This is a genomic window from Nocardia noduli, assembly GCF_019038455.1.
Lineage (GTDB): Bacteria > Actinomycetota > Actinomycetes > Mycobacteriales > Mycobacteriaceae > Nocardia > Nocardia noduli.
The window spans coordinates 1-20,501 of record NZ_JAFMPL010000006.1 but is presented as its reverse complement, the minus strand read 5'-3'; the positions used below and the strand labels follow the sequence as shown (position 1 = coordinate 20,501).

The following is a 20,501-nucleotide window of genomic DNA, read 5'->3' as shown; positions in this document are numbered from 1 at the left end:
TCATCGCTCCCCGGGATCGAGCAGATCACTGTCGGACGGCAGCCAGGACCCGTGCAATCCCGCGGGCACCCGGATCGGCATCCGGATCGAGGCCACCGGACCCGCCGCGGGGTCCTGCGCGGCCAGGATATGGAACCAGGACGTCATATCGCGCAGATCGGTGCCGAGCGTGCCCCAGTACGCGTGCCGCTCACCCGGCATGAAAACCGGCTCGCCGACCGCGAAAGGGCCCGCGTTCCACCATATTTCGGTGCCGCGCCGCGGATCGAGGAACATCAGCGCGTCCCTGGTCCGGTCGGTGCCTGAGGTGCCCGCGGTGGCGATCACGGTATGCCGCGCGGTGAGGTCCCGGTCGTCGATGCGGGGGAATTCGACCGGCCGCATCGCGAGTTCGGTGCGATCGACGCCCCCGGTGCGCGGCTCGAGTACCGCGCGCACCAGCCCGCCGCGTTGCGGTGTGTCGACATCGGCCAGCCCGCCCGGGTAGGCCCACTGCACGTAGTCGACCACGACGGTGCCGTCGGCCTCGTCGTAGGCGTTCGCGAAATGCCACACCCAGAACGCATCGGTCTCGGCCCACCGCACCGCCGTGCCGTCGCGGGGGATCAGCGCGATCCGCGTGCCCCGCGCGGGCCGCCAGTCCAGCAGTGACGCACCGCGCAGCATGCCCGGTATGTCGAAGACCAGCGGACACAGGAACAGCACGATGTAGCGCGCGGTCAACGCCATGTCGTGGACCATGACCGGCTCGTCGACCCCCTCGATCGCGGTCGGCGCCCGCCGCGTCGACCCCTCCGGACCCAGCACCGACCACGCCAGGTACGGGGCCTGCAACCGGTAGGTGAACAGCACCAGCTCACCCGTCGCCGGATCGATCTTCGGATGCGCGGTGCTGCCGAGCGCCATCGCTCCGTCGCAGTCGGTACGGCCGAGGGTGGCCAGGTCGGCGGGGTCGAGACGGTAGGGCAGATCGCTCTCCGCCATCGCCAGCAACCGCCCGCCGTGCGCGACCACATTGATATCGGGCAGCTGACGGCTGGTCCCGGCCAACTCCGGTCCGACCAGATCCGGACCGGGGGAGTACGTATCGGTGATCCCGCCCCACAGTGCGCGGCCCGCCTTCTCCTCCGCGAGCACCATCGGCGTGCGCACGAATCGGTTGGAGTACCCGGCACGCCCCGCACCGATGCGCAGCCGGTGCACCATGCCGTCACCGTCGAGCGGGTACACGTACCGCCCGATCGGATCGAACCTGGGATTGGGTCCGTTGCGGAAATAGGTGCCGTCCAGATCCGCGGGGAGCTCACCGACCACGGCCAACTCGTCCACGTCGACCTCGGTTCGCTGCGGCGCGAATACGCCCGACAGGTGGGCGTGCCCGACCATGTTCACCGGGGGTGGAGCCGGGGATGCGGTGGTCATACGACTCCTCGTGCTGGCCGGTGCCGGCACGGCCCGGGTGCCGGTCGCTCACCGTCCACGATGCCGGAAATTCCCGCGCGAGGGAATCCCGGCGTCCGGTCAGGGCGCGCAGACCTCCGTAGTGAAATCGGCGACCGCGTCCTCGAGCAGTCGAAGTCCCGCGTCCTCGATCGGATAGTGACCGGCGTCGTCGAGCAGCACGGTGCGCACCGGAACGTGGGTGACGCGCGAGAGGAACCATTCGCTCAGCGGTAGCGGCGACCAGCGATCCCGGTGCGGCTGGGTCAGCAGAATCGGGCACGCGTCGAATTGCTCGGGCTCCACCGCGGGGGTATAGGTGCTGTAGGTGGCCAGGAAACGCGCCGAGGCCCAATTGCCGCCCGAGGTCCTGTCCCGCGTCATCACGCGCAGCGCACCGCGATCGTTGACCAGCGCCGACATCTTCGCACCGAGTCGCATCGGATATTCGACCCCGGCCGCCGGGGTCTTGGCCACCAGACCGAGGAACGGCAGCCCGAGTCGGGACTGGACGATGTCGTGCGAGGTGCTGTCGCGCACCTTCTGTTCGCGCTGATCGAGAAATGTCGTGCCGACCAGGCCGCGTAATGTCTCGGCGGGTGCCTTCGCCGCCACGTGATAGGCCAGCATGCCGCCCGCGCTGAGTCCGAACAGCACGATCGGCCGGTCGTCCCTGGTCCGCTCGAATGCCAGGAAATCCACGACGAGATCGACCCAGTCGTCATAGGAGTGCACCGCGCCTGGCCGCGTCGTCGTCAGCCCGTAGCCCAGATTGTCGATGGCGACCGTCTCGAATCCGCGCCGCGCCAGCGGCGCACCCAGTATCAGGCTCATCTGCCTGCCGTTGGTGCCGACGCCGTGATGCAACACCACCTTCGCGGGGGCCTCCGGATCGGGATAGCGGTCCAGGTGCACGGTATTGCCGCGCCATTCCCAGAAATCCTCGGTCGGCGCCGTCGCATCGTTCAGACGCAGCCGCGACGGCAGATAGCGTTGCAGCGCCCGCCAATCGGACTGATCCCGGTAATAGAGCGGCCTCTCCACAGCGCTGTCCTTCCGTGACGGCATTCCGGCGCGCGTATACCGTGCCGACCCGAGCCTATGGGTAGGGCGGCATTATCCGGGGGAAGCACGCAAGAATTGCTCGGTTCGCGCTACGACTCCGCGGCGGTATCGCGTGATTCGGCGGGAACGGCGCCCGCGAGTAATCCGGCGATTTCCGCCACCGCCGCGCCGAAGGCCAGCGCGTTGTTGACGAAGGCGTGCATATATCCGTCGAAACGGCGCAGTACCACCGACACGCCGTCGGCCCGAAGGCGCTCGGCATACGCCTCGCCCTCGTCACGCAGCGGATCGAAACCCGCGGTGACGACCACGGCGGGCGGAAGTCCCGCCGTCGACTCCGCGTAGAACGGCGACACATCCGGTCGGGCCCGATCGATCTCCGGCGCCAGGAAACAATTGTCGTAGAAGTCGATATCGTGGCGGGTCAACGCGAAACCCTCCGCGAACGTCGCGCGTGATTCCGATTTCCCCGTCAGTTCGGTCGGCGGATAGATCAGCAATTGCAGCAGCGGATTCGGGCCACCGTCGGCGAGTACCCGCTGACACAGCATCGCCGCGAGATATCCGCCCGCACTATCGCCCCCGACCGCGACCCGTTCGGCCGCGACACCGAATTCGCCCGCGCGCCCGACGATATCGCGGAACGCGGATTCGGCGTCATCGATGGCGGCGGGATACGGATGCTCGGGCGCGAGCCGATAGTCGACAGCGACGACCCGAATTCCGCCGCGGCGGGCCAGGGTTCGACAGAATCCGTCGTGGGTGTCGAGATCGCCGATCACCCAGCCGCCGCCGTGGAAATACACGAGCACGGCATCCGCGTGACCGGGGTCGTACACCCGCGCCGCCAGCGGCCCCGCCGACCCCGCGACCGTCGTCTCCGTGACGTCGACGACCGCGCGGTACCCCGCCCCGATCGCCGACATCCGCAGCGCCTGCGCTCGCCGCCGGGCAGGCCCGACCGCGGGATCGGTCGACCGACGCGAGAACAGCCCGGTGACGCGCATGATCATCTGTGCGTCGAGATCCAGTTCCCGGCCGTCACGCACGATCACCGGCCCCGCCATCGCACGTTTCACGCCCCGGGGCAGTCGCAGCAGTCCGCGCACGGCCGCGACGGCGATACGGGTGCCGACCCGCTCGGGTGGGAGAGAAGTTTCGACCGTCACGGGCACCTCGTTCGTCTGCGGTACAGACCCGGATGCTACCGGCCACCCGAATATCCGCGGGTCCGCGACCGGTCGCCCGGCCGCGGACCCGCGCGCTCAATACACCTGCTCGGCCCCGGTCGGCGGTGGGCGCAGCGCCGCCACCTCGTCGTCGGTGAACAACCGCGAGCGGATCAGGAATCGCACACCCTCCGGCGCTTCCAACGAGAACCCGCTGCCGCGCCCGGCCACCACATCGATCGTGAGATGGGTGTGCTGCCAGTACGCGAACTGATCGGCGCTCATCCAGAACGGCGTCTGCTCGGCGACATATCCGAGCAGGACATCCGACGCGCCGACCCGGAATTCACCCCGGGGATAACACATCGGGGAACTGCCGTCGCAGCAGCCACCCGACTGATGGAACATCACCGCACCGTGCGCCCCGATCAGCGTCCGCAGCATCTCCTCGGCCGATCCGGTGAGTTCGACGCGACGGACATCCTCCGGCATCAGAAGAAGCCGAGTTTATTCGGCGAATAGCTGACCAGGAGATTCTTGGTCTGCTGGTAGTGCTCCAGCATCATCTTGTGATTCTCCCGGCCGATCCCCGACTTCTTGTATCCGCCGAACGCGGCGTGCGCCGGATACGCGTGGTAGCAATTGGTCCACACCCGGCCCGCCTTGATCTCGCGGCCCAACCGATAGGCGGTGTTCATATCCCGCGTCCACAATCCCGCGCCGAGGCCGTAGAGCGTGTCGTTGGCGATGGTGAGCGCTTCGTCGGTGGAATCGAAGGTCGTCACCGAGACGACCGGTCCGAAGATCTCCTCCTGGAAGATCCGCATATCGTTGCGGCCCTTGAAGATCGTCGGTTCCACATAGAAGCCGTCCGGGAAGTCCGCGACCTTGCGCGGATTGCCGCCGGTCAGGATCTCGGCGCCTTCCTTTCGCCCGATATCGATATAGGACATGATCTTCTCGAACTGATCGTTGCTGGCCTGGGCCCCGATCATGGTGGCCTCGTCGAGCGGATTGCCGCTCACGATGGCCTTGGTCCGCTCCACGCACCGGGCCATGAATTCGTCGTAGATGGACGAATGGATCAGCGCGCGTGACGGACAGGTACAGACCTCACCCTGATTGAGGGCGAACATCACGAATCCCTCGACCGCCTTGTCCAGGAATTCGTCGTCGGCGGCCATCACATCGGGCAGGAAGATATTGGGACTCTTGCCGCCGAGTTCCAGCGTGACCGGGATGATGTTCTCGCTGGCGTACTGCATGATCAGTCGGCCGGTGGTCGTCTCGCCGGTGAAGGCGATCTTCGCGACCCGGCTGCTCGAGGCCAGCGGTTTACCGGCTTCGACACCGAATCCGTTGACCACGTTGAGAACTCCCGGCGGAAGCAGATCCGCGATGAGTTCGACCACCTTCAGGATCGACGCCGGAGTCTGCTCCGCGGGTTTGAGGACCACGCAGTTGCCCGCGGCGAGTGCTGGCGCGAGTTTCCACGTCGCCATGAGGATCGGGAAATTCCACGGGATGATCTGCCCGACGACGCCGAGCGGTTCGTGGAAGTGGTAGGCGACCGTGTCGGCGTCGATCTGGGAGATCGCGCCCTCCTGACCGCGCAGCGCACCGGCGAAATACCGGAAATGGTCGACCGTGAGCGGCAGATCGGCGGCGAGCGTCTCCCGGACCGGTTTCCCGTTCTCCCAGGTCTCGGCCACCGCGAGCGCTTCGAGATTCTCCTCGATGCGGTCGGCGATCCGGTTCAGGATATTGGCGCGCTCGGTGGTCGAGGTCCGCCCCCACGCGTCCGCGGCCCGATGCGCGGCATCGAGCGCGAGTTCGACATCCGCCGCCGAGGAACGCGCGACCTCGCAGAACGTGGCCCCGTCGATGGGGGAGGGATTCTCGAAGTAGCGTCCTTCCACCGGCGCGCGCCATTCGCCGCCGATGAAATTCTCGTATCGGGCTGCGTAATCGACGATGCTGCCGTCGGTCCCCGGCTTTGCGTAGATCATTGCGGATAACTCCTCGACGAGTGCTGGTACACGGTGGATGCCGTGACGGGTGTCACTATCGTCGGCGAGGGTTGAGGAAACGTTGAGGAGAACTGCCGCGCGATCCGGTCGCGACTCAGTCGCGCAGCGCGTGGTGCGAACGGGCCGCCGCCACCGCGCGCCGCGCGTCGTGTTCGGGCAGCAGCCGCAGGGCGTGTTCGTGCACCTCGATATCGTCGGGCGCGTACCGGCCGTAGCGCAGCGCGAACTCCGCCTCGCCGCTGGACAACACCGCGGTCCGCACACCGACCTCGAGGAACTGCCGCCATCCGAGGATCCCCGGCGTCTCCGACCCCGGCAGCAGCGGACCGCGATAGAGCCGCACCGCCGTGGCCGTATCGCCCGCGGCCAATGCCGCAGCCACATCGACCGCGTCGCAGGAAATCGGACTGACCAGCCGATAGACCCGGTTCGTTATGTCACCGCCGGTCGCACGCCGCAGATACGACATCTCCGATTTCAACGTGCTCGCCCCGACCGGCCGATCGCCATAGATCGCGAAATGCAATCGCTCGTGCGAATACCCCTCCGGGTCGAGCGCGAGCAGAACCAGGATCTCCAGGTGCCGCGGACGCAAGCGGACCGGCACCCCGTCGCGTGTCAGACCGCCGGTCCCGAGACATCGCAGCGTCACCCCGGACGCCATCGCGCTGCGCGTCTGCAATTTGCTCTCGATGGCGGTCGCCAACGTCCGCACCGTCGATATCGCCAGCGGATGCGAACGATCCCACGTGGTCGACAGGTCGAGCACACCGAGTTGACGACCGTCCGCCGCCCGGATCGGCGCGCAGTAGCAGACCCACCCGTGCAGGGCGGCCACCAGATGTTCGGCGGAGAAGACGGTGTGCGGCTGATCGGTCCGCAACGCCAGCGACAGCGCGTTGGTGCCCATATGCGGTTCGTCCCACTGCCCGCCCGGCGCGAAATTCACCCGCTCCGCCCGCCGCCGCATCACCCGGCCGCCGTAGGACCACAGGATCGTGCCCGTCTCGTCGGTCACCGCGGCCACGAAATCGGCGTCGTCGGCGATGCTGCGCAATTCCCCGGTCAGCTCGGTGACCGGCGCCCGCAAGGCCGAGTCGGCCCATCGCGCGTCGATATCCCCGGCGCTGGGCGCGCAGTCCCGCGCCGGATCCACGGTGCGCAGCGATCGCTGCCACGACCGCTCGACCTCGCCGCGTGGGGGCGCGTCATCACCGGCGGGCACGCCCTCCGCCCCGCGTGTCAGCCACCGTGCCCACGCGTCCTCCAGCGCGGCTCGCTGCTGGGACAGGATCCGACGTTGCGCCAACGGTCGCCCCTCACATCTCGCCGGGCAGGCCGGGGCCACCGGCCATCGCGAACGCCCGCACATCGGCCCCGGCCACCCGACGGATGAAATCCGAACCCGCCAAACCCTCGGCATCGCCATAGCTCACCGACAGCTCGACGCCGTCCGCCAAGCGATACGGCCTGCTCGCCAGTACGGATCCCAGGATCCGGCGCAGTCGTGAGATCTCCGCCCTGACCGCGACCTCGTGATCGGGGTCGCCGTGCAACGCCTGGCTCAGCTGCGTCACTGTCATCCCCAGTCGACCCGAAAGATGAAGCAATACAAGAATTTCCGCGTGCCGCACCGAGACGGCGCTGCGCCAGCCCGACCCGCTGCCCTGCACCGCGACGGTCGGCGGATCGGTCAGCGCCAGTTCGACGCGCACCGTCAGGCCGCCCGCTTCCGGGCGCACGAGCCAGCCGTCGACGATCTGCTCCGCGACACACATGCCCAGCCCCGGCACGCTCACTGCCTTGCCCGTGCGCGGCACCGGGATCCGCCGGACCGGCGCGACACCGACCGCGTGCGCGACCCACCCGTCGTCATCGACCACCAGCGCGGGCCCCGTGGACGCGGCCATCACCGGCCCCGCCGAGGTCCGCAATCGTTCGAGCCTGTCCTCGTGATGACGCCACAGTTGCGTCTCCGCGAGCCGTGCCGAGGTCGCCACGAGCGCGGTGACCGCCGGATGCAGCGAGAGCGCGGGCCCGCTGATGTCGATGATGCCGAGCAGATCCCCGGTCCGCGGATCGTGCACCGGCGCCCCCGTGCAATACCAGGGATGCTGGTTGCGTTCGAAATGCTCCGCCGAGAACAGTTGCACCGGAGCGGCTTCCGTGATCGCGGTGCCGATGCCGTTGGTGCCGACCGCGGCCTCGCTCCACCGCGTCCCCTCCTGGAAGCCGAGCGTGTCGGCCTGGCGGCGAACTCGCGTCGAACCGTGCCGCCACAGCACCACCCCCTCGGCGTCGGCGACGACGAGCAGCATATTCGAGTCGTCACCGACGCCGAAGATCACATTCCGCATATCGTCGACGACATCGGCCAGTACCGAGGTACGTCGACGGATCTCCACCTCGTCGAATCCGAGCACCGCGCGTGCGTTCGTGTGGTCGGGCGCGAGCCCCGCGTCCAGCGCGCGAGACCACGATCTGCCGACGAGAGGCCGCGGCCGCAGGGGCGACCGGCTGCCGCCGATCAACGCGCCGTGCATCCGGATCAGCTGGCGGGCGTAACCGGACAGGTCGGTACCGGGTTCGATGGCGGCGAAGTCACCCACGATCTTCATCCCTCGTCCGTGCGGTCCCGGTCGCACAACCGGGTCTTGCCCGCGTCGGTCGCAACGCGTTGCAACGATTGTGACATTACGCGTCATGCGCTGTGCTGTAGCTCACAGATCCATGCCGAGGAGTATCCATGACCCAGACGCTCGATCACATAGTGCGCGATCCGGCGGCCTCCACGCCACAGCAGCGCGTCGACGCCTGGCTGGCGGCCTTCGAGACCGCACTCGCCGCCCGCGACGCCGATGCCGCCGCCGCCCTGTTCGCCACCGACAGCTTCTGGCGCGACCTCATCGCCTTCACCTGGAACATCACCACCGTCGAAGGCCGCGCCGCCATCACCGATCTGCTACACGCCGATCTCGATGCCACCAACCCCTCCGGATTCCACACCACCGAGCCGCCGACCGAGAACGACGGCGTCGTCACCGCCTGGATCGGCTTCGAGACCGCCGCGGGCCGCGGCGCCGGACACCTGCGACTCGCCGACGGCGGCGCCTGGACCCTGCTCACCGCCCTGCGGGAACTGAAAGGTTTCGAGGAGGGAACCCGAACCCGCCGCCCCACCGGAGTGCGACACGGCGCGGACCCCAGCCGGGTCACCTGGTCCGAACAGCGCGCCCTGGAAGACCGGGAACTCGGCTACACCCGCCAGCCCTACACCCTGATCGTCGGCGGCGGCCAGGCAGGTATCGCGCTCGGCGCCCGCATGCGCCAGCTCGGCGTGCCCGCCCTGGTCGTCGACGCCCACGACCGACCCGGCGACCAGTGGCGAAAACGCTACAAATCGCTGTGCCTGCACGACCCCGTCTGGTACGACCACATGCCCTACCTCCCGTTCCCCGACAACTGGCCCGTCTTCGCGCCCAAGGACAAGATCGCCGACTGGCTGGAGATGTACACCACGGTGATGGAGGTCCCGTACTGGTCGTCGACCACCTGCACCTCCGCCCGCTACGACGACCTCGCGGGGGAGTGGACCGTCGCCGTCGAACGCGAAGGCGCGGCCGTCGAACTCCGGCCCCGGCACCTGGTACTCGCCACCGGAATGTCGGGCAAACCGAATATCCCCGACTTCCCCGGCATGGACCGCTTCATGGGCGACCAGCACCATTCCAGCGCCCACCCCGGCCCCGACGGCTATGCCGGCAAACGCGCGGTCGTCATCGGTTCGAACAATTCCGCGCACGACATCTGCGCCGCCCTGTGGGAAACGGGCGCCGTCTCGGTCACCATGGTGCAGCGCTCCTCGACCCACGTCGTGAAATCCGAGTCACTGATGGACCACGTCTTCGGCGACCTGTACTCCGAACGTGCGATCGACGCCGGAATCACCACGGACAAAGCCGATCTCGCCTTCGCCTCGATGCCCTACCGCCTCATGCCCGAATTCCAGCGCCCCCTCTACCGCGCCATCGGCGAACGCGACGCCGAATTCTATCGACGACTGGAACGCGCCGGATTCCGAATCGACTGGGGCGACGACGATTCCGGACTCTTCATGAAATACCTGCGCCGCGGCTCCGGCTACTACATCGACGTCGGCGCCGCCGAAATGGTCGCCGACGGCGACATCACCCTCGCGCACGGGGAAGTGCGCGAGCTGACCGAAACCGCCGTCGTCCTCGACGACGGCACCGAACTCCCCGCCGACCTCGTCGTCTACGCGACCGGCTACGGATCGATGAACGGCTGGGCCGCCGACCTCATCGGACAGGACGTCGCCGACAAAGTCGGCAAATGCTGGGGCTACGGATCGGGCACCACCAAGGACCCCGGACCGTGGGAAGGCGAACTCCGCAACATGTGGAAGCCGACACAGCAGGAAGGACTCTGGTTCCACGGCGGCAACCTGCACCAGTCCCGGCACTATTCGCTGTACCTCGCACTGCAATTGAAAGCCCGATACGAGAGCATTCCGACACCGGTGTACGGACTCCAGGAAGTGCACCATCGCAGCTGAAAAGCCCACCGCACATGCGGTTTCCGATCTCGATCACCCATACCTATCTGTCCGACGATCCAGGGCAGCGACCGCCTCTGCACGGTAGAAAGCCGTCCCGCGAGCAAGTCGTCACCTCAGATGAAATCCTCGACGATCACGGGCTCGCCGTGCCGAACCGGCCGGTGGAGTGGGCGACGAGGACTCGACGTCGATCGGCGGGGCGGTACACCGTAGGCAGAACAGCGACTCGGCGAAGTGGAACAGTGCTTCGAAGGACGACCACCGATGACCGGTCGTATTGATGCCGAATACGCTGACCCGCCCCGCCGCGCGTGGTGGAACCATCCCCCGCGGTGCCCGCCGCCCACGTACCGAACCGGGTCGACCGCGCCCGCCCGAATGGCATGCTGACCGCCATGCCCGATATTCGCCTTGATGTCACCGACGCCATCGCCACCATCACCCTCGACCGCCCGAAACAGCTCAACGCCTTCACCACCGCCATGGCACACGAACTGATCGAGGCCTTCGACACCTGCGACCGCGACGACCGGATCCGCGCCGTCGTCCTCACCGGCGCCGGACGAGCCTTCTGCGCGGGCGCGGACCTCTCAGCGGGCGCGCAGACCTTCGTCGCCGACCCCGGCGACCCGGACGACTTCCGCGACATCGGCGGCGAAGTCGTCCTGCGCATGTTCGAATTCCGCAAACCCGTCATCGCCGCCATCAACGGCCCCGCCGTCGGCGTCGGCATCACCATGACCCTCGCCGCCGACTTCCGCCTCGCCGCCGACACCACCCGCATCGGCTTCGTCTTCAACCGCCGCGGCATCGTCCCCGAATCCTGCTCCAGCTGGTTCCTACCCCGCCTCGTCCCGATGCAGACCGCACTCGACTGGGTCTACTCCGGCCGCCTCGTCGACGCCGAAGAGGCGCTCACCGCCGGCCTCTTCTACGCCTTACACCCCGCCGAAACCCTCCTCGCCCAGGCCGACACCCTCGCCCGCCGCCTCACCGACGACACCGCCCCCGTTTCCGTCGCCCTCTCCCGCCAAATGCTCTGGCGCGGACTGGGAGCCGACCACCCGATGATCGCCCACCGCATCGAATCCCGCGCCCTCCTCTCCCGCGGCGCCAGCGCCGACGCCCTGGAAGGCGTCTCGTCCTTCCTGGAAAAACGGCCAGCCCGATTCCCCGACAGCGTCGACCGCGACGTACCGGACATCTTCGGCCCCGACCTCGCCGTCCCGCCATTTCGGCCGTCGCACTGACAGGTCCGCTTTTGCTGCTACCTATTCGGTCCGTCGAGCCCGATTCCATGCCGCCCGATATCGATAACGAGATCGCCTTCCTCGCACGTCAACCGCGCCCCGCCGTGCCGCATCCAGCCGATTTGGTCCAGCAGGGGGGTGATGGGGTAACCTCGTCAAGCACCCGCCGAGCGGGGGCAACGGGCTGTGGCGCAGCTTGGTAGCGCACCTGACTGGGGGTCAGGTGGTCGCAGGTTCAAATCCTGTCAGCCCGACAGTTGCAAAACCCTTTCCGACCAGCATCGGGAGGGGTTTTGTCATTGTCCGACCACTCGTAGTTGGGGACCATTCGGGGACCTTTGCGGGGCTCGTAGGTGGATGGTGAGCAGGTTGCCGTCGTTCTGGAGCGATTCGATGTCGGGGTGTAGGTAGCGTTGGGTGATCCGGGGGTCGGTGTGTCCGGCGATCTGTTGGAGCCGATGTAGGGGGACTCCGGCGTCGGCGAGCCATGTCAGGCCGGTGTGGCGTAGGTCGTGGCGGCGTAGGTGTTCGTATCCGAGTTTGGTGACCACCTCGTGCCAGTGTGTGGCCTTCTGGAGTACTCCGGTTTGGATCCGGCCGCCGCGTGGTCCGACGAACAGTCGGGCGTCGGTCTTGCCGTTGGAGGCGTCGATCCGTTTGAGTACCAGGGGGCGGATGTCCTCGATGATGGGGATTCTGCGGGATCTCTTTCCTTTCGTGCCTTTGTCTTTCAAGCCTCCGGGACCGGGCGAGGTCTGTCGTCGTAGTCGCCACACCCATTCGCTGGTGTCGATGTCGCCGACTCTGCATCCGGCGACTTCCCCGATGCGGACCGCGGTGCAGGCCGCGAAGATCACGACATCGCCCCATCCTCGGTAGCCGTCGGTCGAGGCGGACACCAGCGAGTCAGCGAGCGTGGTCAAGGTGGCCCAGTCCGGCAGTGCCAGTGATCGAGGGTCGTCGAGTTCGTCTTCGTAGCGTTCGTACTGGCGTTGCCAGCCTACGACTTCCACACGATTGCGTTCGATCACCTCGTCGCGGACCGCTTGGTCGAGCACTCTTGCCAGTGCGGCCAATCCGTTCTTGACCGCGGACTTGCTGACCCCGTCGGCGATCCATTTCATGACCGTGCGATCGGCGACTCCGGCGGTGATCATGGTGACGGGCAGGTGTCCGATCGCCGGAACGATTCGCCGCTGCCACGCCGGGAGATAGGCATGACCGATGGTCTTGTCTTCCAGACCTCTCATGGCGGTGGCCCAGTTCGCTGTCCCGTAGTCCGCGAGGGTGGCCGTGGCGGCGATCGGATCGACGCCGCGGGCGGCGGCTTGCCGAATCCGGTTCACCCATTCCTCGGCCTCCTCACGAGTATCGAAGGCCTGTGACTTCGATGGCCGTTGTTTGGTGGCGGGATCGGTCCAGCGGACGCGAGCGCGGAACGGTTTAGCTCTGTCGCGCTGTTCGATATCGGCGCGAATCTGGACCCCGAGCGGGACCACGTGAACCATGCTGGTATCCATCACGCTGCCATCGGATCGATACGGTGGCGGCGCATGTACTCCTCGACGTCGGCTCGCAGATAGCGCGTCACACGCGCCGATAGGTGTATGAACGGCGGTCCCTGGGGTGGGCGAGCGGTACGCCAACGCCGCAGACTCGATTCGTCCACCCGAAGCAGTCTGGCGACCTCTTCGGTGGTGTAGCACTCCTGTTCATTCATCCTGACCTCGCAGTTCTGATCTCTCACGCTGTTGCTGGCTCGACGAGTGTTCCTGTTGCTGGTGCTGTCATCGAAATCGAGGCGATCCCGCGGCCTTCGACGGAGGGCGCGCGCACCGAACTCGAGAGAAGGGTCCATTCGGATCCTCTACACCGCAGTCTGTTTCGATGACGTTCCGGCGGCTAGCGTAGCCGCGACGGCTCTGTGGATTCGGTGTGCGCAAATGGCCGGTGTAGACGCTGGAGCCCGGGCGGACCAGGTGAGACGTGAAGCCGATGAGGCCGCCGACAGCTGTTTCGCGGCGGTCGTCCAGATGCAGGGTGGCGCAGAGCCGTAGGGCTTCACGACCGTCTGCCCCAAAGGTCGGCCCTCTGCGCGGCGAGCGCTTCCTCCAGAACGGGCAAGGAATACACGACCAGCAGTGCGTGATCGACTACGGCCGCGAGGAATACGTGATCACCGGTGCCGATATCGCATTCGCGACGCATCGTGGCAGGCAGATGCAAGTAGCCGGTCGCGCCGACTGCCCATCGGGCGCGTTCTGCTGCTCGGGCGATGAGCAGGCCGCGATCGGTTCTCAACGATACGGGTTGGCCCGGTATCCATTCGAGGGCTCGAAGCGTCGAGCGGCTCCCGAGTCGGCCATTGACATCGACAGTAGTTGTGGCGCAGTGAAGTTCGCCAATGACGAAGGAATCAGGCGGCGTCAGCTGATCGAGCGGCAGGCCGGGGGCGTCGGGAGTTCGGCTCGGCTTCGACCTGCCGTTGAAGCCGATTGCCCCGCTGTGGTCGGGCGGCTCCTGGTGGATTCTCCCGGTCGACGGCGTGCACCGATGGAGGCGCTTCGCCATCCGCATCCCAGAGGTGCGGGATGTCGGAATGGGGTCTTCTGAGTGTGGCGGCATCGGGTTGTCCTCCCGGGGAAATCGACTGCGTTGCAGCCTGTGCGGCTGGTCGGCGGGGCTCGGGGTCCACCTGTCTCGAGCTCTCTTGGCTGGGGCGGTTATGGAAGTGCTTGTCGAGTAGCGGCTATCTGGCAACACATTTGGAGACTCTCGCTCGCAGTTTAGCGATATTGCGAGCATTCAATACTTTTCGCGTTTGGTCAAGAAAGCCGAAAAGACACCCGGCCTGGGTGCCTTCGGTTCGTAACTGCCCCGCAGCGGGTGCATTTCAATGGGAAATTCCCCCCAAATTGGGGGACTTTTGGCTGCGGCCTAAATGGGTGGATGTCGGTGGTCGTGAGCTCTTCAGCTGGTCCTGCTAATAGTTGGCAATATTCGCTTTGCTGTGTGGCTGCGGCGTCCGTCGGCCTATGGAAGTAGTCCGGATGGACTTTTCTGCCACCGAACGAGAGTGCGGCTGGTCTGGGCGGCGAGAGGCGTCAACGCCGTCTCCTCCCGGGTGGCGGATTCGCCACCAACGAGATCGAGCAGGTCGACTCGTGTGTCGATCACGTCTGTTCCGCCGCGTACGGTCGAAGAGTCCTGAGGACGCGGTCATCGAATCGACTACGTAGACGCCGCTACCGCACTTTTGACCGCGGGGCGAGCCTCACGATTCTGTTCGGTTGGATGTCGATACTTCGGCGGCCATTGGCGGAGGCGTGGCATTTCGTGCGCTGCTGAACGGAATCAGTGATCGTCGGGCAACCGTTGCCATCGAACTGTAAGTGGCTCTGGGCTCGAACGTGGACACCTGTGGCTGCTACTCCTCAGTGCCGTGCCAACTGTATAAAAATTGTCGGATCTATGGCGAAGGTCACAAACGCGATCAAGGTCTAGCGGTCGGCGCTTGGTTTCCGCAGCGACGCCGGGCAGATTGCCTTGATGAAGCAATTGGTGCGGACGTTTCTTGAGGGCCGCGATGTGTGGTCATTACCGGCGGCCGGTCGTGACTTTTGGGTGGCGCTCAGCGGGATGGGCTGGCGACGCGAACATGTCCGTCTGACACATGGCCGCGGCTCGTTCTCATTGGTAGGGCCCTGATAGATCTGGCCGACAGTTGGGTCGCCGTGTGGCGGCGGAGTCAGAACAGTGGGTCGATTCCGTAGTCAGGGGCAGGTTCGGGGAGTGGGTCGCGCTCGGGGGTAGTGGATGTCGTGAGATTGCTGATGGCCGAATCGGTGGCTGGCGGTATGTCGAGGTGTCCGCGTCGGTCGCGTTCGGCGCGCAGAGCGGCGAGCTGTTCTTTCTCGGCGACGAGGTAGGTATCGCCTGCGACGACCAAGTTCGGCCGGGGCTTGGGCGCGTCCTGTTCAAGGCGGCTCCGCAGGGTGCTGAGGGTGGCGTCCCATTCGTGGGCAGGTCCGGCGAGTAACTCTGCGTGTCGACGAGCGGCGCGTTCGTCGTGGCGTGCGTGGTCGAGCTCGGTCAGCAGTGCCTGTTTGTCGGTGCGCAGTGTGGTGAGTTGGGTGTCGAGTCCGCGTCGTTCGCGGCGCGTGGCTGTGATTCTGCGTTGTGCCGTGGTGGAAATCGAACGCGTGAGGTCGTCGACGCGGGCTTGGACGGCGCTCAGTTCGGTGGCAGCGGTACGCGCGAGGGCGATGGCGTCGATCGCGGCTACGTCGTGATGGCGTTGTCGCTGCGGGGTCTCCGGGGGTGGCGGCGCGAATACGGCGGCGTCGAGTTGGATGATCCCGGCGATGTGCCGAGTGAGTTCGGAGATCCGCTGGGCGAGTTCTGCGTCGGTGAGTCGGGACAGTGCCGATGCGGGTTCGGTGTCGGTTTCCAGACTTGCCGCGGGTTCGGCGGCATCCTCGGGCGCGGTCGCGTCGACATGGTCGCGACGGTCTGCGGTACCAGTGTCTTCGGTGAGTTCCGCGGGTCGGGGGGCGACGTTCATGACGTGCGGGGCGGGGATTGATATCGCGGTGGCCTCGAAGCCCGAGCCGGTGTGGTCAGGTCGGCTGCTCGCGGGTGGGGTAGTTGTCGAAAGTTCCACGATGTCACCGGGGTTGGGGTCTGGTGGTAGCCCGTTGTCGGACTCCGTGGAGGTTGACAGGGTTTCGGGGTCGAGGTCCAGGCGCGACCAGAGGGCGGCTGCGGGCATGTCGTCGGGCAGCGGGCGAGGGGCGGCGGCTTGGGTGAGTAGTGCGTCGATGTCGATGCCTGCGCGGTGGGCGTTGTCGAGGTGAGTGGCGAGGACGGGCCAGAAGGGGTCGTCGGTGATGCGGTCGTCGAGTTGTTTGACCGTGGCGGCCCAGTGCGTGGCGGCGAGGTTGGCCTCGCCGATGGCTTCGTTGGCGCGCAGCACGAGGCGGTGGTGGTGTCGTCGTTCGATGACAGTGTGACGTGGCGGTCCGGCCGGGCGTAGATCCTGGGTGGCGACGCGGGTGGCCGCGCGCCACACCACCAGATCGGCGAGCAGTTCAGGATCGGCGTCGAGCAGCGGGCGTGCCCATGTCGGCGCGTTCGAGGAGGTGAAATCCCTTGCGCTGTGTCGCAGTTGACGTTCGAGGTCGGTGACGATGCGGGCGAGCGCGGACAGATATTCGCCGAATTCCGAGTGGTGGGTGAGTGCGTGGGGGATTCCGGGAAGCCACGGTAATGGTCCTGGGGGTGCGGAGTGTTGGCCGCTGGTGTCGAGGCGCCAATCGAGTACGGCGGCGATGTTGTCTGCGGTGGTGAGTTCGCGGCTTGCGATCGCGTCGCGTAGTGCGTGGACGGGGTTGTGTCCGGACAGGGCCAGGGTCGCCAGATGTTGGCGTAGTACCGGCCATGCGGGGCCGGAAGTCAGTGTCGGGAGCAGGGTTTCGGCGTCGGCGTCCAGTCGCGCCATGGCGTCTGTGCCGAGGGCGTGTTCGCTGGCTACGGCGAGGGCTTCGGCGTAGACGTCGGCGGCGCGTCCTATCCGTAGTAGCGGGTCGATGGTGCGTCGTAGTTCGGTGTGTGCCGAGGTGGCGGTGGCGTCGCGGCCGAGGATGGCGACGAGGATGTCGGTCGCGGTCGGGGGGAGTACCGCGCGTTCGGTCCAGAACGATTCCTCGGGTGTGCCGTTCAGAGAGGTGGTCACGTACAGGTGATTGGCCGAGCGTCCGCGGGTGGTGGCGACGTAGAGTTGGTAGCGGCTCTCGTTGCCGGTGAGCACGGTGTGGCTGGTGTCGACCGTGACCCCTTGCACCGAGCCGATCGTGGCCGCGTAGCCCAATCGGGTGTTCGCGGCGACGTAGTCGGCGGGGAGGTACACGGCCTCGCCGTGTCGGCGGTGGGGTAGTTGACGAACCGCGACGATCGAGCCGTCCGGGCGTACGGAGGTGACGGTCCATTGGTAGCCGTTGCGCACGAAGTCGTCGTTGCCGACGGTCAATTGACGGTTGTTGAGGGTGGTGCGGATCGTGTCACCCGCCGAGGCGGATCGGCCGTCGCCGAGTGCGACCTCGAGGCCGGGATCGGGCATTCCGCTGAGCCGGTATTCGCGGGCGAGGGCGTTGAGTTCGTCGACGACGGCGTGGGTGGAGGCGAGCATGATGGTGTCGCGCCTGGCGAGATGGTCGGCCAGCCACGCGTGGAAGGCACCGTTGACCACCGAGGCGGGGCTGCCGATTCGGACGCGGTCACGGTCGAGGTAGAAACCCAGCCCGGCCGAATTTCCCTCGCGGATCGCCAGGCTCGCGGCGGCTTCGGCATTGTCGGCGAAGCGCACTACATCGGTCAGTGTCAAGACATCGGCGCCGGCGACGGCGATCATGTCGCGGGCGCTGCCACCGGCGTCGATGGATTGCAGTTGCCACTGGTCACCGAGTAGTCGCACAGTGGCACCGCGTCCGAGCATGAAGATCAGCACGCGTAGCCGTGCCAGGTCGGGGATCTGGACGTGCTCGTCGATGATGACCAGGGTGGTTTCATCGATGTCGAGGATCCACTGCGGCAGCGACGGTGGAGGCCGATCGGAGTCGAAGACTATCGATTCTAAGGTGGGGGTGTGGCTGTCGAGGACGTGCAGGAATTTGTCCACGGTATTGACCGGCGCCGCGATTTCGGCACTCAGTTCACCGGCGGCTTTCGCGGTCGGCGCCAGCCCGCACACGGTGCCGCCCGAGGCCAGCCACGCACTCGTCAGCACCGTCATGGCCGTGGTTTTCCCGGTGCCCGCCGGGGCGTCGGTGATCTGGATACCGAGTCCGGAGGTCGCGAACCCGCGCACGACCGCCTCCTGGCCCTGGTTGAGTTGGCGGTCGCGGTGAGCGGGGTGGTCGTTATAGGCGGCGATCGCGGCCTCGACCACCGGCCCCGGGACCACGCGGCCGCGGGATTCGGTGATCATCGAGATCAACTGCGCTTCGGTGGAAAGAATCTCCACCGAGCTGTAGATCGGACCTCCCACTGCGGTGAACGCGCTGGTGCGGTCGGCTCGCCGAAACACCTCCGGTGGGTTGCGTAACGCGGGCTCGGCGGCACGGTTCGGGTCACCGCGTGGCACCGACTGTGTCGGTGCCAGCGCTTGGTCCACGACTGCCTCGACGACCTGCGGCCACAGGTCGGGATGGACCCGCCCACGGGTGAGGCGTTCGGCTTCGCTGCGGACATGGGTTCGCCGCCAGGTCGACCTTTCCCCGGAGACCGTGTCGATCACCTGCTCGGCGCATTCGACGATCCACCTCACGCTGATCTGCGGACGAGTCACCGACCTGGGCGTCAAGGCTCGTGTCAGCATGGCCGTGACCGCGTCACTGCTTCCGAGTACCGATTCGGCTTGCCGGCGCCACATCTCGCGCTGCTCGGACAGTGATCGCGGAGCGTGTTTGTGCGGGCGGGTCTCGAGGGTCGCGCGTTGGCTGAGCCCGTACATCTCCCGGCTGGTCGGATCGCGGCCGAGCTGCTGCTGAAATTCCACGGTCAACTGACCCAGCCGCGAGATGACCGCGGCGTTGCGCTGGGAGAAGTGCTTGATCAACGCGACATCGACGCCGATGATCTCGCGGATCGGTCGTTTGCTGGGGTTGGTGCCCGGTCGTGGCGCGAACCGCAGTCCGAGCAGGGTTTCGAGATGATGCTCGAGGCGGGTGTTGTAGATTTCGCTCGCTGTGACCTTGGCCCGATAGAACATCGTCCCGTCCAGGGTGCCCCACTGACCGTCTTCGAGGGCACGTACCCGGTTCGCGACCACGATGTGGGTGTGCAGATCCGGGTCACCACTGCGGGAGTCACGATGCTCGAAACTGGCCGCGATCAGCCCGTCGACATCGACCTGTCTCACCCCGTTCTTCCCTTTCCTGGTGTAGGTCGCCTGCGATTCGAGGTAGCCGAACCCGTCGAGGGCCGCCAAACGGTGAGCCTGCGCGATCAGTTCCGATTCCCGGGGCGGCGCCAATGCCCAAAGCACCGCCACACTTTTCGGCGGGGTGAAACACCACCCGTACCCCGCCACCGCGGTCGTGTTCTGGCGGCTGTTGCGCGCGATCCACCCCGACAACTCGCGTTCGTTGAGCGGATCGCGTGCGAGCTCGTACCGGAACATGCCACGCGCGACCGCGGTCCGGATACGTGCACGGACCTCGTCGGGCACCGGGTCGTCGGCGGCGAGGCCCAGGTCGGTGTTGTACTCGGAGAACGCGCGTGCGCACTGCCGACGAAACGCGTTGTCGTCGTTGAAGACCTGGAATCGGCGCCCCAGCCGGGAGGCCTTCTCCGCCGCGCGCTCGGCCATCTTGCGTGTGGCGCCGCACGCGAGTTCGAGGGCGACGATCTCGCCGGTGATCGCGTCGGCCTGTGGGTGGATCCCCAATCCGAACAGGGCCAGCATCTGCTCCTCGGTGACGACGTCACCGACATTCACCCGCGACGCCGCGACCTCGCGCACGGGAAAGGCGTCGTCCTCATCGACCAGCGGAGCGGGATCGGTCTTGACCTCGTCATCGACCAGCGAGGGGTCCGAAGGGGCCGGATCGGGTTTGCGGTCGCGGTAGGTGATCGTGAGTCCCGCCAGTCCCGAACCGAGCCATGTCCCTGGTGTCTCACCGCGTGCGGAGTAGTAGTCGGCCAGCGGAGAACGGCCCCGGTCGGAGGCGTCGTGCGCCGCGACTTGTCGGGTGTAGTACTCGTAGCCGTCACCTGCGGTGATTTTGTGCAGGGTCGCCGTCACCACTCCATGAGACCGGACCAGAAGATCTCTACGCCAGTAACTTTGGTGATGCAGTCTGTACCGATGCTGGCCAGCATCGGTTCGGCGTGTCCGGTTCGTTATCCGCCGTGCACCAGGTCTGCGCTTGGAAAATGTGTGGATGTGAGGGTGGGCGCGGGGGAGGAG

At 66.7% G+C, this 20,501-nt stretch carries 13 protein-coding genes and 1 tRNA gene; 3 read left to right on the top strand and 11 right to left on the bottom strand.

What is annotated here, in order from left to right; genetic code table 11:
* The 7 genes from JZ792_RS06095 to JZ792_RS06065 form a co-directional block, all read right to left on the bottom strand.
* The gene (locus tag JZ792_RS06095; protein ID WP_216907716.1) at positions 1 to 1,422 is read right to left on the bottom strand and encodes a carotenoid oxygenase family protein; all 1,422 of its coding nucleotides are present in this window, start codon (positions 1,420 to 1,422) and stop codon (positions 1 to 3) included.
* 99 nt (positions 1,423 to 1,521) lie between these two features.
* Positions 1,522 to 2,508: an alpha/beta hydrolase gene (locus JZ792_RS06090; protein ID WP_216907714.1), complete on the bottom strand. Its 987-nt coding sequence runs from the start codon at positions 2,506 to 2,508 to the stop codon at positions 1,522 to 1,524.
* 86 nt (positions 2,509 to 2,594) lie between these two features.
* Entirely contained in the window at positions 2,595 to 3,674 is a 1,080-nt protein-coding gene (locus JZ792_RS06085) for an alpha/beta hydrolase (RefSeq protein ID WP_216907712.1), read from the bottom strand.
* A 96-nt stretch (positions 3,675 to 3,770) separates the two neighbouring features.
* On the bottom strand, positions 3,771 to 4,166 hold the full coding sequence (locus JZ792_RS06080; RefSeq protein ID WP_216907710.1) for a DUF779 domain-containing protein: 396 nt from the start codon (positions 4,164 to 4,166) through the stop codon (positions 3,771 to 3,773).
* Positions 4,166 to 5,683 carry an aldehyde dehydrogenase gene (gene adh / locus JZ792_RS06075; RefSeq protein ID WP_216907708.1) on the bottom strand — a complete coding sequence of 506 codons (1,518 nt, stop codon included), beginning with the start codon at positions 5,681 to 5,683 and terminating at the stop codon, positions 4,166 to 4,168. The genes JZ792_RS06080 and adh overlap by 1 nt, the downstream gene beginning before the upstream one ends.
* 115 nt (positions 5,684 to 5,798) lie before the next feature.
* On the bottom strand, positions 5,799 to 7,013 hold the full coding sequence (locus JZ792_RS06070; protein ID WP_216907706.1) for a transcriptional regulator: 1,215 nt from the start codon (positions 7,011 to 7,013) through the stop codon (positions 5,799 to 5,801).
* A 10-nt stretch (positions 7,014 to 7,023) separates the two neighbouring features.
* On the bottom strand, positions 7,024 to 8,313 hold the full coding sequence (locus tag JZ792_RS06065) for a GAF domain-containing protein (protein ID WP_216907949.1): 1,290 nt from the start codon (positions 8,311 to 8,313) through the stop codon (positions 7,024 to 7,026).
* Positions 8,314 to 8,450: 137 nt separating this feature from the next.
* On the opposite strand from JZ792_RS06065, the gene JZ792_RS06060 reads away from it, so the two are divergent.
* The 3 genes from JZ792_RS06060 (at position 8,451) to JZ792_RS06050 (ending at position 11,787) form a co-directional block, all read left to right on the top strand.
* A complete protein-coding gene (locus JZ792_RS06060) occupies positions 8,451 to 10,280 on the top strand; it encodes a flavin-containing monooxygenase (RefSeq protein WP_216907703.1) in 1,830 nt (609 codons plus the stop codon).
* Positions 10,281 to 10,678: 398 nt separating this feature from the next.
* A complete protein-coding gene (locus JZ792_RS06055) occupies positions 10,679 to 11,533 on the top strand; it encodes a crotonase/enoyl-CoA hydratase family protein (RefSeq protein WP_216907947.1) in 855 nt (284 codons plus the stop codon).
* 180 nt (positions 11,534 to 11,713) lie between these two features.
* A tRNA-Pro gene (locus JZ792_RS06050) sits at positions 11,714 to 11,787 on the top strand.
* A 42-nt stretch (positions 11,788 to 11,829) separates the two neighbouring features.
* Here JZ792_RS06050 and JZ792_RS06045 read toward each other — a convergent pair.
* The 4 genes from JZ792_RS06045 to mobF form a co-directional block, all read right to left on the bottom strand.
* Complete coding sequence (locus JZ792_RS06045; protein WP_254189390.1) at positions 11,830 to 13,041, bottom strand: tyrosine-type recombinase/integrase; 1,212 nt, start codon at positions 13,039 to 13,041, stop codon at positions 11,830 to 11,832.
* Positions 13,042 to 13,052: 11 nt separating this feature from the next.
* Complete coding sequence (locus JZ792_RS06040) at positions 13,053 to 13,253, bottom strand: helix-turn-helix transcriptional regulator (protein ID WP_109528011.1); 201 nt, start codon at positions 13,251 to 13,253, stop codon at positions 13,053 to 13,055.
* A 341-nt stretch (positions 13,254 to 13,594) separates the two neighbouring features.
* Positions 13,595 to 13,834, bottom strand: coding sequence for a hypothetical protein (locus JZ792_RS06035; protein WP_216907701.1), 240 nt, complete (start codon positions 13,832 to 13,834; stop codon positions 13,595 to 13,597).
* A gap of 1,447 nt (positions 13,835 to 15,281) precedes the next feature.
* Positions 15,282 to 20,336, bottom strand: coding sequence for a MobF family relaxase (mobF, locus tag JZ792_RS06030; protein WP_216907699.1), 5,055 nt, complete (start codon positions 20,334 to 20,336; stop codon positions 15,282 to 15,284).
* Between the last annotated feature and the right edge of the window lie 165 nt (positions 20,337 to 20,501).

What these genes read in the sequence shown, in the direction of transcription:
- JZ792_RS06095 (WP_216907716.1), bottom strand. Translation starts at nt 1,422, where the DNA reads ATGACCACCGCATCCCCGGCTCCACCCCCGGTGAACATGGTCGGGCAC.
- JZ792_RS06090 (WP_216907714.1), bottom strand. Translation starts at nt 2,508, where the DNA reads ATGCCGTCACGGAAGGACAGCGCTGTGGAGAGGCCGCTCTATTACCGG.
- JZ792_RS06080 (WP_216907710.1), bottom strand. Translation starts at nt 4,166, where the DNA reads ATGCCGGAGGATGTCCGTCGCGTCGAACTCACCGGATCGGCCGAGGAG.
- adh (WP_216907708.1), bottom strand. Translation starts at nt 5,683, where the DNA reads ATGATCTACGCAAAGCCGGGGACCGACGGCAGCATCGTCGATTACGCA.
- JZ792_RS06060 (WP_216907703.1), top strand. Translation starts at nt 8,451, where the DNA reads ATGACCCAGACGCTCGATCACATAGTGCGCGATCCGGCGGCCTCCACG.
- JZ792_RS06055 (WP_216907947.1), top strand. Translation starts at nt 10,679, where the DNA reads ATGCCCGATATTCGCCTTGATGTCACCGACGCCATCGCCACCATCACC.
- JZ792_RS06045 (WP_254189390.1), bottom strand. Translation starts at nt 13,041, where the DNA reads ATGGTTCACGTGGTCCCGCTCGGGGTCCAGATTCGCGCCGATATCGAA.
- JZ792_RS06040 (WP_109528011.1), bottom strand. Translation starts at nt 13,253, where the DNA reads ATGAATGAACAGGAGTGCTACACCACCGAAGAGGTCGCCAGACTGCTT.